This window comes from Enterocloster sp. OA13 (genome assembly GCF_022440595.1).
GTDB classification, from domain to species: domain Bacteria; phylum Bacillota; class Clostridia; order Lachnospirales; family Lachnospiraceae; genus Enterocloster; species Enterocloster hominis.
In genome coordinates this window covers 4,493,995-4,509,181 of the sequence record NZ_JAKNTF010000001.1, presented here as the reverse complement: position 1 = coordinate 4,509,181, position 15,187 = coordinate 4,493,995, and the positions used below count along the sequence as shown (strand labels likewise).

The 15,187-nt window shown below is 52.9% G+C and carries 14 protein-coding genes; 11 read left to right on the top strand and 3 right to left on the bottom strand.

Going from position 1 to position 15,187, the window contains the following annotated elements:
- The 8 genes from MCJ35_RS20005 (at position 1) to MCJ35_RS19970 (ending at position 6,840) form a co-directional block, all read left to right on the top strand.
- Positions 1–1,386 (top strand): [FeFe] hydrogenase, group A, encoded by a 1,386-nt coding sequence (locus MCJ35_RS20005; RefSeq protein ID WP_025485673.1) that lies wholly within the window; start codon positions 1–3, stop codon positions 1,384–1,386.
- A 238-nt stretch (positions 1,387–1,624) separates the two neighbouring features.
- Positions 1,625–2,227 carry an ECF transporter S component gene (locus MCJ35_RS20000; protein WP_008719590.1) on the top strand — a complete coding sequence of 201 codons (603 nt, stop codon included), beginning with the start codon at positions 1,625–1,627 and terminating at the stop codon, positions 2,225–2,227.
- A 51-nt stretch (positions 2,228–2,278) separates the two neighbouring features.
- On the top strand, positions 2,279–3,055 hold the full coding sequence (locus MCJ35_RS19995) for an energy-coupling factor transporter transmembrane component T family protein (protein WP_025485675.1): 777 nt from the start codon (positions 2,279–2,281) through the stop codon (positions 3,053–3,055).
- Positions 3,042–4,877: an ABC transporter ATP-binding protein gene (locus tag MCJ35_RS19990; RefSeq protein ID WP_025485676.1), complete on the top strand. Its 1,836-nt coding sequence runs from the start codon at positions 3,042–3,044 to the stop codon at positions 4,875–4,877. The genes MCJ35_RS19995 and MCJ35_RS19990 overlap by 14 nt, the downstream gene beginning before the upstream one ends.
- Entirely contained in the window at positions 4,861–5,406 is a 546-nt protein-coding gene (locus MCJ35_RS19985) for a transcription repressor NadR (RefSeq protein ID WP_034577585.1), read from the top strand. Before MCJ35_RS19990 ends, MCJ35_RS19985 begins: the two co-directional genes overlap by 17 nt.
- 71 nt (positions 5,407–5,477) lie before the next feature.
- Positions 5,478–5,894, top strand: a complete 417-nt coding sequence (locus MCJ35_RS19980; protein ID WP_008719583.1) for a type II toxin-antitoxin system PemK/MazF family toxin — start codon at positions 5,478–5,480, stop codon at positions 5,892–5,894.
- Positions 5,895–6,080: 186 nt separating this feature from the next.
- The gene (locus MCJ35_RS19975; protein ID WP_008719582.1) at positions 6,081–6,482 is read left to right on the top strand and encodes a DUF134 domain-containing protein; all 402 of its coding nucleotides are present in this window, start codon (positions 6,081–6,083) and stop codon (positions 6,480–6,482) included.
- Positions 6,454–6,840: a NifB/NifX family molybdenum-iron cluster-binding protein gene (locus MCJ35_RS19970; RefSeq protein ID WP_040380192.1), complete on the top strand. Its 387-nt coding sequence runs from the start codon at positions 6,454–6,456 to the stop codon at positions 6,838–6,840. Before MCJ35_RS19975 ends, MCJ35_RS19970 begins: the two co-directional genes overlap by 29 nt.
- Positions 6,841–7,060: 220 nt before the next feature.
- Here the strand turns inward: MCJ35_RS19970 and MCJ35_RS19965 are convergent, their stop codons facing one another.
- The 3 genes from MCJ35_RS19965 to MCJ35_RS19955 form a co-directional block, all read right to left on the bottom strand.
- Positions 7,061–8,785, bottom strand: a complete 1,725-nt coding sequence (locus tag MCJ35_RS19965; RefSeq protein WP_025485679.1) for a sensor domain-containing diguanylate cyclase — start codon at positions 8,783–8,785, stop codon at positions 7,061–7,063.
- Between the two features lie 83 nt (positions 8,786–8,868).
- The gene (locus MCJ35_RS19960; RefSeq protein WP_025485681.1) at positions 8,869–9,660 is read right to left on the bottom strand and encodes a response regulator; all 792 of its coding nucleotides are present in this window, start codon (positions 9,658–9,660) and stop codon (positions 8,869–8,871) included.
- A 44-nt stretch (positions 9,661–9,704) separates the two neighbouring features.
- Positions 9,705–11,000 (bottom strand): sensor histidine kinase, encoded by a 1,296-nt coding sequence (locus tag MCJ35_RS19955; RefSeq protein WP_240299629.1) that lies wholly within the window; start codon positions 10,998–11,000, stop codon positions 9,705–9,707.
- Positions 11,001–11,380: 380 nt separating this feature from the next.
- Between MCJ35_RS19955 and MCJ35_RS19950 the strand changes: the two genes are divergently transcribed.
- The 3 genes from MCJ35_RS19950 (at position 11,381) to MCJ35_RS19940 (ending at position 15,169) form a co-directional block, all read left to right on the top strand.
- Positions 11,381–11,905: a QueT transporter family protein gene (locus tag MCJ35_RS19950; protein WP_008719572.1), complete on the top strand. Its 525-nt coding sequence runs from the start codon at positions 11,381–11,383 to the stop codon at positions 11,903–11,905.
- Positions 11,906–12,055: 150 nt separating this feature from the next.
- The gene (gene murC / locus MCJ35_RS19945; RefSeq protein ID WP_025485682.1) at positions 12,056–13,441 is read left to right on the top strand and encodes a UDP-N-acetylmuramate--L-alanine ligase; all 1,386 of its coding nucleotides are present in this window, start codon (positions 12,056–12,058) and stop codon (positions 13,439–13,441) included.
- Positions 13,442–13,756: 315 nt separating this feature from the next.
- Positions 13,757–15,169, top strand: coding sequence for a DnaD domain protein (locus MCJ35_RS19940; protein ID WP_240299628.1), 1,413 nt, complete (start codon positions 13,757–13,759; stop codon positions 15,167–15,169).
- Positions 15,170–15,187: the final 18 nt, after the last annotated feature.

The window sequence follows — 15,187 nt, the reverse complement described above, 5'->3', positions numbered from 1 at the left end:
ATGAGTAAACATTTATCACCGGAAGTAAGGGTACCCATTGACAAGGAAAATGTTTCCATCTTCAGGGAGGAATCCAGATGCATCAAGTGCGGCCAATGCCGTGACATGTGCCGTGATTACATCGGCGTCCTTGGGACCTATGACCTGTTAAGGACCGGGGACAGGGCTGTCTGTATCAACTGCGGCCAGTGCGCCAATGTCTGTCCGGTGGAGAGCATCCGGGAACAGCCTGAATACGGCATGGTGGCCGCTGATATCATGGACCCGGAAAAAGTGGTGGTGGTGTCTACCTCACCTTCGGTGCGCGCTGCGCTGGGAGAGGAATTCGGCATGGAGGACGGCAGCTTTGTCCAGGGGAAGATGGTGGCTCTGCTGCGCGCCCTGGGTGTGGATTATGTGCTGGATACCAACTTTGCGGCTGACCTGACCATCATGGAGGAGGCCAGTGAGCTGATTGAACGGATTACCACGGGAGACAGGCCGCTGCCCCAGTTTACCAGCTGCTGTCCTGCTTGGGTGAAGTTTGCGGAAATCTATTATCCTGAAATGCTCCCCCACATCTCCTCTGCCAAGAGCCCGATCGGCATGCAGGGGCCGACCATTAAGACTTATTTTGCACAGAAAATGGGCATTGACCCCAAGAGGATTGTCAATGTGGCAGTTACCCCGTGTACGGCCAAGAAGTATGAAATCCGCAGGCAGGAGATGAATGCGGCAGGGCAGTACCTTGGTATTGAGGATATGCGGGACATGGATTATGTAATCACCACCAGGGAGCTGGCCCAGTGGGCCAGGATGAAGAATATTGATTTTTCAGCCCTGGAGGATTCTGATTATGACAGGCTTATGGGCCAGGGCTCCGGAGCCGGGGTCATCTTCGGCAATACAGGCGGAGTGATGGAGGCGGCCCTGCGCACGGCCTATGAGTATATAACAGGGGACAAGGCGCCTGCCGTGCTCTACCAGTTAGAACCTGTAAGGGGAATGGAGGCAGTAAAGGAAGCCAGCCTGCAGGTAGGCGGTATGACGGTAAATGTTGCGGTGGTGTACGGAACCGCCAGCCTGCGCCGGTTCCTGGAGCAGATGAAGGAAGGGGAAAAGCAGTACCATTTCGTGGAAGTCATGACATGTCCGGGCGGATGCATCGGCGGAGGCGGACAGCCCAAGGATAAGAAGTTTGAAGGGGATGCCCTGCGGCAGAAGCGGATTGACAGCCTCTATAAGAGGGACGGCGCCATGAAGGTACGCCTGAGCCATGAGAATGAAGAGATTAAGGCGCTGTACAGCGAATTTTATGGAAAACCCTTAAGCGGACTGGCTGAGAAGATGCTGCATACCTGTTATAGGGACAGGAGCGGACAGCTGGATGGGGAAGGGATGGACTGAAGCCTTCGGACAGATGGGGAAGGGATGGACTGAAACATGCGGACGGATGGGGAAGGGCCGGCCGGAAGCCTGTGGATGGATGAGAAGGGCCGGCCGGAAGCCCACGGACGGGGAAAGGAACGGACTTAACACGCAGCATCAGGAAATGATACTGTCTTGTCACCTGACATTTGGTTGACAAGACAGTATATTTGCGTTAAAATCCTCTGGATAGTATAAAAACCAGGGAGGATTGAGTATGAACCATTTATTTAAGACAAAATTAAACGCAGCCTGTTTTGTGCTGATCCCGGCATGTATCGGGATCAACTATCTTGGAAAGCTGTTTGCATCCGTGCTGAAGCTGCCGCTGTGGCTGGATTCCATCGGAACCTGCATTGGCGCCGTCCTTGGCGGGCCGGTCATCGGCGCTGTGTGCGGCGCTGCCAATAACCTGATTTACGGCTTTACCACAGGGGATACCATAACGCTGGTTTATGCGCTTACCAGCCTTGGAATCGGAGTGGCAGTGGGAATCATGGCCCGGCTGGGACAGATGAAAAAGCTGCCGGGGGCGATTCTTTCAGCCTGCGTGGCCGGACTGGCCGCAGTGGTGATTTCCACACCCCTTAACATCATCTTCTGGGGCGGTACCACGGGCAATGTATGGGGGGATGCTGTATTTGCATGGTCCCAGGCTTCCGGGATGCCGGTTTTCCTTGGGTCGCTTCTGGATGAAGTGGTGGTGGATGTGCCGGATAAGCTGATTACCATCCTGGTGGTATACGCCATTGTGAAGGGGCTGCCAGGCAAGCTTACATCCATGTATGATGTGGATAATAAGGTGGAGAGCCTGGACTGACGGTAAGGATATGATAAGGAAGGAAACGATGAGGAAGGAAATGGTACCTGTATGAAGAATATAAGCCTTTATGTGGAGCAGGATACATACCTGACGAGGCTCCATCCATTTGCAAAATTATCTTATATCCTGGCGGCGGTCAGCGTTCCTTTGATTGCAGGCTCCCTGTGGATGTTTGCGGTGTCCATCGGGGTCAGCCTGTGTCTTTTGGTCAGTGGGAAGATTATATCCAGGGTCTTCCCGCTGATTGCATTTTCCTTTACCATCATTGCCACGGTGTTCCTGATCCACGGTCTGTTCAACCGGGCCAACCAGAATGTGATGTTCGCGCTGGGGCCGCTCCAGTTCTACCGGGAAGGCATCCGGTATGCGGCAGGTATCGGGTTTAATATCCTTAACATGCTGCTGGCATTTGCGGTGTTCGTGCTGTCCACCAAGCCGGCCGAACTGGTGGATGACCTGGAGCAGATTGGATTTCCGCCCAGATTCGGATATATGATCAGTTCCGTATTCCAGATTATACCCCAGATGATGGGGACCATGAATACCATCATGGATGCCCAGAGAAGCAGGGGAATGGAAACAGAGGGAAACCTTCTTGTGAGGGCCAAGGCATTCATCCCGCTCATTGCTCCCGTAGTCAGCAGCTCCCTGATCAATACAAGGGAAAGGGCCATTGCACTGGAGGTCAGGGGATTTGATTCAAAGGAAAAGAAGACATTCCTGACGGACGGGAAGATGGGAAGAAGGGACAGGCTTTTCGCGGCGGCCATGGCCCTTCTCATTGTATGTGCCGTTGGATGGAGGGCAGTCCATGTCATTTATTGAGGTTAAGAATCTGAAATACAGGTATCCCCACACAGAGAAGCTGGCTCTTGACGGCCTGGGGTTCAAGGTGGAGAAAGGTGAGTTCATCGGGATACTGGGTGGGAATAAAGCAGGAAAGAGTACCTTGTGCCAGGCATTCATGGGTCTGGTGCCGGGGATGTTCGGCGGCGCTTACGGAGGGCAGGTCATGATTGACGGCTTGGAAGCGTCCAAGACCCCGGTATCCGAACTCTGCAAGAAGGTAGGGCTGGTGTTCCAGAATCCCTTTAACCAGCTCTCCGGGGCCAGGGACACGGTGTTTGGCGAGGTGGCGTTCGGGCTCCAGAACCTGGGCGTGCCAAGGGAGGAAATCCTGGAGCGGGTGGAGCGAAGCCTGGAACTGTTGGAAATCAGCCCATACAGGGAGCGCAACCCATTTGATTTATCGGGCGGCCAGATACAGAGGGTTGCCATTGCCAGTATCCTGGCCATGGAGCCGGAAGTACTTGTATTGGACGAGCCTACCTCCCAGCTGGATCCCCAGGGCAGCGAGGAGGTGTTCCGGGTGGTGGACCGCCTGGCAGGGTCGGGGATTACCATCATCATGGTGGAACACAAGATGGAAAAGCTGGCATCCTACTGCAGCCGCCTGTTGCTGCTGCATGAGGGTAAACAGATTGCATATGACAGCCCGGAGCGGATATTTTCCAGGGAGGATCTGGGGACGTTGGGGATTGAGCCTCCTGTGTATACACAGGCTGCAAAGGTATTTTCCGTGAAATACGGGAATTGTTATCCGGTGACGCTGGAGCAGACCCTGGCATTGCGGGAGCATTTTCCGGAAAAACTGTGCCGGACAGGGGAAATGGATGAGGGCGCAGGGGACGATGTAAAAGGAATACCGGAATCCGTCCCCGTGTTCTCCATAGAGAATCTGGGATTCTCCTACACCAAGGACCGCCCGGTCATCAAGGCGCTCAATCTGGAACTGGACCGGCGGCCCACTGCCGTCATCGGACAGAATGGCGCGGGAAAGACCACGCTTGTCAAGCTGCTGAAAGGGATTCTGAAACCTGACAGCGGACGAATCCTGCTTCAGGGAGAGGATATCGGGGAGAAAACCGTGGCAGGACTGGCCGGCCGGGTCGGGTATGTGTTCCAGAATCCGGATGACCAGATATTTAAGAACCGTGTGCTGGACGAGGTAATGGTGGGACCGGTGAACCTGGGGATGGATAGGGCTGCTGCCAGAAAGAGCGCGGTCAAGGCATTGGAGACAGTGGGACTGTTGTCAGTACAGGATGAGAATCCTTATGACCTGGACCTGGCGGACAGGAAAATGGTGGCCATTGCATCCGTACTTGCCATGGAACCACAGGTGCTGATCCTGGATGAACCCACCATTGCGCAGGACGCAGGAGGACGCAGACGGCTGGGCGGCATTGTGCAGAAGCTGGCGCTGGAAGGGAAAATGGTCCTGGCTATCCTGCACGACATGGATTTTGCCGCCGCTTATTTTGAACGCATGATTGTGATGGCCCATGGACGTGTGCTGGCGGACGGGCCGAAGAGCCGGGTATACTATGAAACGGACGCCCTCAGTGAGGCAAGACTGGAACAGCCGCATGTGACGGGTCTGTGCAGCTGCCTGGGGTATGAGGGGAGTTTCCTGACGGTGGAGGATATGGCGGAGGCAGCAACGGATGTGACGGAGCCGGCGGATGTGACGGAAGCAGCATCGGATATGGCGGAAGCAGCATCGGATATGGCGGATGCAGATATAGTAGAATCCACAGTGGATCTGGACATGGCGGAGGCAGACAGACATGACGGCGGGAAGTAAAAGGATGACGGACGGTGAAATGCGAAGGATGAATATCCTGGAAATATTGAATGACAGGACAACGCCAGTATCAGGAACCGAACTGGCGGGGAAACTGGGGGTCAGCAGGCAGGTGATTGTGCAGGATATTGCTCTTTTAAGGGCGGATAATAAGGAGATTATGTCTACTTATAAGGGTTACATCCTTCACAGCCCCGAAATGGACGGCAGGGAATGCATGCGGGTAATGCGCGTGAACCATAACACGGAGGATACCCTGGATGAGTTACAGACCATTGTGGATTACGGCGGAAGGGTGCTGGATGTGTCGGTGGAACATGGGCTTTACGGGCATATTACCGTGGACCTGATCATCAATAACCGCCTGGATGCGTCTGAGTTCGTGGCACAGATGGAGCAGTCCCATGACCAGCCGTTAAAGGCCCTTACAGGCGGCTGTCATTACCACACAGTGGCCGCGCAGGAGGAACGGAATCTGAATCTTATCGAGGAGGCATTGGATAAAAAAGGTTATCTTATGCGGGACTGATGTTTAATTACCTCAAAAATGGCGATAATCTCCAGTAGGAAACACCATTTATGAATCAGTGAGGTAATGTTATGTATAGAGAGAACAAAAATATCAGTCAGAATGTCCTGAGAGGGGATTTATATTATGCGGACCTGTCACCGGTGGTAGGATCTGAACAGGGAGGCGTACGTCCTGTCCTGGTCATCCAGAATGATGTGGGAAATAAGTATAGCCCTACGGTCATCGTAGCAGCCATCACCAGCCGTTCCACTAAGGCAGCCATTCCGACCCATGTGTGTATCCGGAGGATGCGGGGAGGGCTGAAGCAGGATTCCACCGTGTTGGCAGAACAGATACGCACCATTGACAGGAACCGTTTAAAGGAATACATAGGACACCTGGATTCCTGTCAGATGGAAGGGATTGAGCAGGCCATGGTTACCAGTCTGGGGCTGGGGCACCTGGTTGGCGCAAGGGGACAGGTGTTTGTGCCCTCTTGTGTGTGAGGGAAGAGAGGAGATTTTTTTATAGGCAGGGGTGGCGTTGATGGGGACGCAGCCTCTGTTTTGTTTGCTTCCGGGAACAGGGCCGATAAATCCAAAAAAGATATTGACATATGTCAATAATGATTGTATAGTTAATGACATAAGTCAGAAACAATGCGGCAACAGCAGCGGATAAGGAGAATGCGCATGGCAAGGCCCTTTAAAGCCAGAAGAGTCTGTTCACAGCCAACGGTAGAAGTATTCGGTCCATTGGATCAGGATGCGGATACAAGGGTGGAGCTTACACTGGAGGAGTATGAGACAATACGGCTCATTGATCTGCTTGACTGCACCCAGGAGGAGTGTGCCGGGCAGATGGGAGTAGCCAGGACCACGGTCCAGGCGGTTTATAATTCCGCCAGGAAGAAGCTGGCGGACTGTCTGGTCAATGGACGGCAGTTAGCCATACGGGGAGGCAATTACAGCCTGTGCCCGGATGCTGGCAGCTGCTGCGGTAAGGACTGCGGGAAGCGCCGGTGCCAGAGACGCCGCTGCAATAACAAATCAGGAGGAGATTGTAATGAAGATAGCTGTAACATACGAGAATGAGCAGATATTCCAGCACTTTGGACATTGTGAGGCATTTAAGCTTTATGAGACGGAAGATGGCAGGGTGGTGTCATCACAGGTTGTGGGGACTGGAGGAAGCGGCCATGAAGCCCTGGCCGTATTTTTGAAGAACCTGGGTGTGGAAGCGCTTATCTGCGGCGGGATCGGCGGGGGCGCCAGGGTTGCCCTGGCCCAGGCCGGGATTGATCTGTACCCGGGAGCATCCGGTAATGCGGATGAGGCTGTGGATGCATTCTTAAAAGGCAGCCTGGATTATGATCCGGATACCATGTGTAACCATCACCATGAAGGCGGGGAACACAGCTGCCATGGGCATGGTGGGACATGCGGACATTGACCGGGCCTGAAGCCGGGGATTTATGGCTTCTCATGATTTTGGAAATGATAAGATGAAAAGATACAGGCAGATGGGGATTTGTACCGTCTGCCTGTATCTGGCTGTTTTGGGACTCTCAATAATATAATTGGGATAACCATGGCTATTTATGTGTTTAATCCACTGTTTAGACTACGGTCCGGATTATGGCTGGTACTACCTGTCTGGATTATGGCCGGTACTACCTGTCCGGATTACGGTCGGTACTGCCGTCCGGACAAAGGTCTGCGTTACTGCCTGATCCGCTGCGGTCTGCCTTTTCCCTCCGTTTTTTCATCTGTATCTTATTCTGGTACATGGCATCGTCAGCGCGCTTGAATACATCGCTGACCGTCAGGTCCACATTTTCCTCATAGATGGCAATGCCTCTGGCAATGGATATCCTGCCGTCAGGCCTGGCGTGTCTGTTGTAGTCATCCAAAGCCGTGTTGAAGCGGTCCAGAAGCTCTTCATAGTTTTCAAAGTCATCATTTTCCAGAATCACCACAAATTCATCGCCGCCGATGCGGTAGACCGGACTGCGCTTGAATACCTTGCAGATGAGTTTGCAGGAATCGATGATCAGTATGTCACCGAAGTCATGGCCCTGGGTGTCGTTAATTGTTTTCAGGTTGTTGATGTCGAAGACAATCATCGCAAACTCAGGCCGCCCGGTCCTGGTCTTTTCTTCCAGGTTGGCCACGGTTTCCTGATAGGCGGTTTTGTTCTTGACCCCGGTGAGGCCGTCCCGGTAAGCAAGGCCGTTGATGTAATTAATGTATTTCTGCAGATGGTTGACGGTCTGCTGGAAACTGTCGGCCAGCATGCCCACCTCGTCCTTGGTCTGGTGGGAGAGGGAGACGGAGAGGTCACCCTCGGCTATTTTCTTGGCTGCCTCGTTCAGCTCCTTCAGGGGTTTTATCAGGCGCCGGGTCATCAGGATGGTGAGGATGACAGCCAGGGCGGATATGCTGACCAGGGCAATGCTGCTTTGCAGTATCAGCGTATTCTTGGCTGCGTCTATCTCTTTGGAGGGCGCGGTGATGGCCAGACGCATCCCGTTCTTAAGGCTGCACAGGGCCATCCGTTTCCTGTGTCCCCTCCATTCATAGGAAAACAGGTAATTGCCGATGCCGCCGCTGCGCAGTCTGTCCGCAACCGGGAGCAGGCTGCTTTCCAAGCTGTCCATGGGGGTTTTGGCCGGTATATCCCTGTGGTACATGATGTTGGCCTGTTCGTCCGTCAGGAAGGCATAACCGGTATCATAGACGTGTATCGTATTCACTGAATTCTTGATAAGGCTGAAATCAATGTCCATGCCTACCACGCCTATGGTTGTGTTGTCCGCGTACAGGGGAACAACATAGGAAATCATCTCAACCTGTATGTTCTTGTTCATATAGGGCGCCATCCAGGTGGCCTGGCCGCTTTTGACAGGAAGGTAATACCAGCCCACATGCTCCACGTCGTCCGGGCTGTACCGGGAGAAGTCCGTGGGCGGCAGTTCCTGGAACCGCCCGTCCAGGGCTGTCTTACTCCAGAAAAGGCCTGAGGTAGGGGAGGTGAAATTCGGATTGTAGCGCACATAGACGGCCAGCGCTCCCTGGGTGTTGTTGGCGGCGTTGACGGCAATGTCCTGGATACGTCTGGTATATTCCCTCACATATTCAGGGTCGGTCTTGAATTTCTTAACATCCGTCAGTTCCCTGTTTGCGTAGACTGCTACTGTATTGACAGACTGCTCGATGCAGGAAAAAAGCCCGTTCAGTTCATTGGCTTTTTCGCTGCACATCAGATTCATGATATCGGCGGAATCCTTGTCCACCACCTGATTGGCATTCATGATTCCGGCTCCTCCGATGACCAGGGAGGAAAGCAGGACGCAGCCTAATATCAGGGCAATGAATTTTGTCTGTATGGATTTCATAGGGGTCTCCTTTTAGCAACGCAGTGCTGGGTATTCTCTTTTTACTATAGCAGGGAAACCGCAAAGAAACCGCAAATCAAATCCTATTTCTGGCGCTCCAGTTCACCTAGTGTCATCTCGGCCCATGTATACTGCATCATGTATTCACCCATGTAGGTGTTGATGGCATCCGGTTCCTGGCGCAGGAAACCATAGAGGTCACAGTCCAGTTTTTCACAGTCAATGGCAAAGCTGTTGCGTCTTTTAATCAGTATGTCCCCGGCATCGGCCAGGGAAAGGGTGCGGCTTAAATCAGATATCAGGGTGCGCAGATGGCTTCTTACCGAGAGGCTGTCCGGCCGCTGCTCCCACAGTACCGCACACAGCTCGCCTGTGTTGACGGCCGCCCCGCGGCGGTCAACAAGATAGGCCAGCAGTTCCTTGGTCTTGGACAGATTGAAGTGAAGGGGCCTGTCATCCACAAAAATCTCAAAATTCCCAAAGGTCTGCACACGGATACGGCCGTTTACATGGAGCGGAGGGCGTTTTAGCTCATTCAGTTCACCGCGGACATGTTCCGGGGTGGCAGGCTTTAGCAGGTATCCCCTGGCATGAATGGAGTATGCATCCAGCGCATACTGGGGATATCCTGTGACGAAAATGATTTTTGTGTTGTTGGAAATGGCGCGTATCTTCATGGCCAGTTCCAGGCCGTTTATGCCCGCCATCTCGATATCTAAGAATGCCACATCCGGCCGCAGGCCGTCCTGGACCGCGGCCAGGGCCTCACGGGAACGCATGAAGCCCTGGACTTCACAGCCAGCCTCGGCCTCGCGGATGGCTTTTATCAGGACATCCAGCACAAGGGGTTCATCATCTACAGCAATTATTTTCATGGTTTCAGTCATCTCTTTTCTGTTAAAATGGAATGAAAACAGCTTTATTTTTCCCCAGCTTTCCTTGGGAGGGTAATCATTGCCGTGGTGCCGCATCCCCGGACACTCCGGATGGTCAGGCTTGCGCTGCACTGGGCCTGGAGGCGTTTCCTGACATTCTGTATGCCTATGTGCTTTTTTCCGTCCTGCAATGGGCCTGAAGGGTCGAATCCGACCCCGTCATCTGTCACCGTAACCGTATAGGCATCGCTGGTCAGGGCAGTGGCAACCGTCAGGGTGCCGCCTTCCTCCCGCTTGACGATGCCGTGGCGGACTGCATTCTCCACAATGGGCTGCAGGGTAAGGGGCGGGATTAAAAAGTCCGTCACAGGCGTGTCATAGATAACGTTCAGCCTGTGGCCAAAGCGCATCTGTTCCAGTTCCAGGTAATGCCTTGTATGGGACAGTTCCTGGCTGAACGGTATGGGGGAGCCGGCGGTCAGGGAATCCAGGTTCCCCCTTAAAAAACCGGAGAAATGGTCAACAGCCAGTTCCGCCTGCCTGGGGTCGGTCTGGCACAGGCCCTTGATGACGGACAGGGAGTTGTAGAGGAAATGAGGATGGATCTGGGACAGCATGATGGCTGTCCGGCTTTTCTCCAGTTCCAGCTCCTCCTGGCTGAATTTGCGGGACTGTTCCACCTGGATGCTGATGTAGATGCACAGGGCCGAAACCGTGGTGGCGATATATAGGACCGCTATGCCGTATATGAGCATCTGGACCAGCATGGCTATGACAGGCATCAATATGTAGGCGGCCAGCCCGGCCAGTTCTTTCCCGGACAGATACTTCCTGTACCGCGCCAGGATTGCCCCGTTGATAAGCATGCAGATGATGCCGTATATCTGGGATATCCAGAACCAGCGCTGGCGGTGGTAGACATTATGGCTGTCAATCAGGTAGTACATGTGGTTGTACTGTGATATGACTACCAGGACAATGGCTGACAGGGCCAGCCACCACATGAGACGGGAAGGGGCCCTGGATATCCCGGCCCCCTTCCCGGATACAAAGCAGACCAGATAATCCGTAAACACTGCTAACAGGATATATCCGAATGTAAACACAAGGAAGTTGGCTATCCGTACCATCCAGAAGCTGAACCTGTCAGGATGCCCCTTGAAGATCCATGCGGCGGCATCGGAAAACAACAGGATTGTATTGATTGAAAGCACGCGGATATACAGCCGCTCCAGCGTTTCCTTTTTGAGGCTGCCAAGGGAAAGGCTGAGGATGAATATCAGTGAGAGCAGTCCTCCGAACAATTCAAGAGATATGTTGATGTAGCCGGTTGTACTCATGGCAGGGACCTCGTTCATGCGCAGGGTGGATGGGGCGGACTGTGAAATGCAGTCAGTAATCGGTAGTTGTAGTGAGGGTGTGATGGATGGTGCAGGCTGTGATTCATGCCCCGGACTATGATGTATATGGTGAGTATAGCATAAAATAATCAGCCTGTGCATATCTATCAAACAGAAAATGCGGCATTACCCATATGATGTTTGTTCTTTAAATTAGAAGGGGATAAATGAGAAGGTAAATGAGAAGGGGAAGACAGCCGGTAAAATAAGTCTTGATAATTGTGCAATCTGATGCTATACTTTATCAGTCAATAAGACATATAAGATGGTGTGTTCGAGACCTTCCACACCTAAAACAAAACTAAAGGAGACAACAGAATATGAGAGAGAGTAACAACAAGCTGTATGTGCTGGCCCAGGGGGCCATGATTGCAGCCATCTATGTGGTGCTTACCATCCTGTTTGCACCCATCAGCTTTGGCCCGGTCCAGTTCAGGATTTCAGAGGCCCTCTGCATCCTGCCCTTCTTCACGCCGGCAGCAGTGCCGGGACTGTTTGTGGGGTGCCTGCTATCCAACCTGCTCTGCGGGGCAATGCCCTTAGACGTGGTATTCGGAAGCCTGGCAACGCTGATTGGGGCAGCCGGTTCATGGTATGTGAGGAAGCACAGATGGTGCGTGTGCATCCCGCCCATCCTTGCCAATACCATCATCATCCCATGGGTGCTGCGGTATGCGTATGGTTCTGAGGATTTAATCCTCGTGGCCATGGGAACGGTTGGAATCGGTGAGATACTGGCCATCGGTGTCCTTGGGAATGTACTGCTGATAACCCTGGACAGGTATAAGAACCTGATTTTCAGCGGCCGGACAGCACGGACACAGCACGAACATAATATATTTTAGTAAGATACATGACGGAGAGTTGCCGCGGGGACGGTAATTCTCCATTTTTTATATAGCTTTTCAGTGTTTTTTTGATATAATAAGGAAGAGATATTTTTGTGCAGACAGCGCTGCGGACAGCTCTATGGGCACAGGGAAGGATTATTGATTATGTATCAGATAGATTTTGGAAAACCGGAACATGTTCATTTTATCGGGATTGGAGGCATCAGCATGAGCGGTCTGGCGGAAATCCTCCTGGAAGAAGGATTTACCGTTACGGGTTCTGACTCCCATGAGACAGGGCTTACAGACCATCTTACGGATAGAGGCGCCAGGGTGTACTACGGTCAGAGGGCTGCAAATATAGAGAAGGAACCGGGCATTGACGTGGTGGTGTATACTGCCGCCATCCATGAGGATAACCCGGAATTCATGGCTGTTAAGGAAAAGGGGATCCCCATGCTTTCCAGGGCAGAGCTTTTAGGGGAGATGATGCGCAACTATAAGCAGGCGGTTGCCGTATCCGGGACCCACGGCAAGACCACCACCACATCCATGATTACGGATATCCTGTTAGCAGGGAATCTGGACCCGACCATTTCCGTGGGCGGCATCCTTCAGGATATAGGCGGCAACATCAGGGTGGGAAGCCCGGAGCTGTTTGTCACGGAAGCCTGCGAATATACCAACAGCTTCCTGTCATTCCATCCCACCATGGAGGTCATACTGAACATTGAGGAGGACCACCTGGATTTCTTTAAGGATATCCAGGATATCCGCCATTCCTTCCGGCTGTTTGCAGAAAAGCTTCCCTCCAGGGGGCTTCTGGTAATCAACAGCGGCATTGATGCGGTTGAGGAGATTACGAAGGGGCTGGGCTGCAGGGTTGTCACCTTTGGCAAGGACAGTTCCAGCACCTATACGGCAAAGGATATCACATATGACGGATTTGCAAGGCCCTCCTATGACCTGGTCATCCAGGGGGAAGTGGTGAACCGCATCACCCTGGGCGTGACAGGGGAGCATAATGTGTATAATTCCCTGGCGGCCATTGCCGTGGCCATGGAATTGGGAGCCGGATTTGACGCTGTCATGGCAGGGCTTCGGAAGTTCACGGGCACGGACAGAAGGTTTGAGAAAAAGGGGGAGATAGGCGGGATTACCATCATTGATGACTATGCCCACCATCCCCAGGAGATAAAGGCAACCCTGTCCGCTGCAAAGAATTATCCTCACAGGAAGCTGTGGTGCGTGTTCCAGCCCCACACGTACACCAGGACCAAGGCGTTCCTGGACCAGTTCGCAGAGACCCTTTCAGCCGCGGACGAGGTGATACTTGCCGATATATACGCTGCCAGGGAGACCGATACCCTGGGCGTAAGCTCACGGGATATTGCACAGCGCATCGAGCGGCTTGGGACAAAGGCCCACTATATCCCGTCCTTTGATGACATAGAGACATTTATTTTGGAAAATTGTATAAACGGCGATGTGTTGATAACTATGGGTGCCGGAGACATTGTAAAAGTAGGGGAAAAGCTGTTAGGCCAGTAGTTATCCACATTATCCACATAGTTTTCAACATTTTATGTAAAGAAGCTATGTGGATTTTTTGATTAACATAAAAAAATGTCAATCAATTTCGAATTTCTTGGTTTTATACGGAAAAAAGGGGATTTGGGCATGCCCGCGAACAATTATGTCCACTATTTTTCCACATTATCCACATTATCCACAAGTCGGATTGTGTAAAAATGCGCCTATTTTCTTTTAGATGTGGATGTGTTATGATATGGAATGTAACGCATGTGCCGCCCGGCCGGCAGGAAAAGACATGTCTGCGGGCCAGAAGATGTAAGGAGTGGTGAGATGGGTGTGAATTTTAAGGACAGATGGAGCGTGCCGTCCACTGCGGTGGCTCATGAATTTATTGATGAATATATGGCAAGGGCCAATGGGGAATATGTCAAGGTATACCTGTTTGTGCTGCGCCATCAGGGTGAGGACCTCACCATAGAGGGGATTGCAGATGCCCTGGACCATACGGAATCAGATGTGCGCAGGGCACTGGCCTACTGGGAGAAGCTGGGAATCCTTTCCGGAACCAGGAAGGAAGCGCCTGCATCCTGTGCGTCCATGGGCCGTCAGGATGAGGGGGCGGTGCAGTCAAGGGGAGTGTCTGCCAGGACCCAGGCGGTTAGGAACCAGGCCGCCGGTCTGCCGGAGGTTCACCAGCCACCTGCCCATGACCAGGTGCTGGGGAATTATGAAGTCAATGGCGCCATGGCCGGGGATATCCGTGTCCAGGCAGCAGGAATCCAGGACATCCGTGTCCAGGGAACAGGAATCCAGGACATCCATGGGCAGGGGACAGGAATCCAGGACACCCATGGACAGGGGACAGGAATCCAGGACACCCATGGACAGGGGACAGGAATCCAGGATACCCATGGGCAGGCACCGGGAATCTGGGATGCCCATGGGCAGGGGGATATGGCGCAGGGACGAAGGGAACAGAACCAGGCGGTCCAGGAGAACAGGGACAAGCCTGTATACTCTGCGGAACAGGTAAACCGCCTTTCCCAGGATGAAGGTTTTTCACAGCTCCTCTATATTGCCCAGAAGTACCTGAACAAGGTATTTACCCCCAGGGACTGCCAGGTTTTCGCTTATCTGTATGAGGATTTGGGGATGAATGAGGAACTGCTGGAATACCTGGTGGAATACTGTGTCCAGAACGGCCATACCTCCATACGCTATATTGAGGCAGTGGCCAGGAGCTGGCATGAGAAGGGAATCCATACGGCCCAGGAGGCAAAGGATTATTCGGCTTCCTATAACAGGGATTCATTTGCAGTGATGAAGGCATTTGGGATAAACAGCAGGAAACCGGCTGCGCCGGAACAGAAGCTGATGGATAAATGGTTCAAGGACTACGGTTTTAACCGGGACGTGGTGCTGGAGGCCTGCAACAGGACCATCACGGCCATCCACAACCCCAGTTTCCAGTACGCGGATAAGATCCTCACGGACTGGAAGGAAGCCGGTGTCAGGGGCATCGGGGATATCAGGGAGCTGGATGCCAGACGGACGGCGGCCAGGGAGGACACTTCCAGGTCCAGGGACAAGCGTCTTCAAACGTATGACACAGCTGTGTCCGGCCAGGGAAAACGTACCAGGAAAGGGGCGCCCAACCAGTTCCATAATTTTGAACAGAGGGACACGGACTACGATGCCCTGATGCTAAAGCAGGTTAAGGAATGGGTAGGGCAGCAGCCCTGATATGTAAGGAGGGCAGAT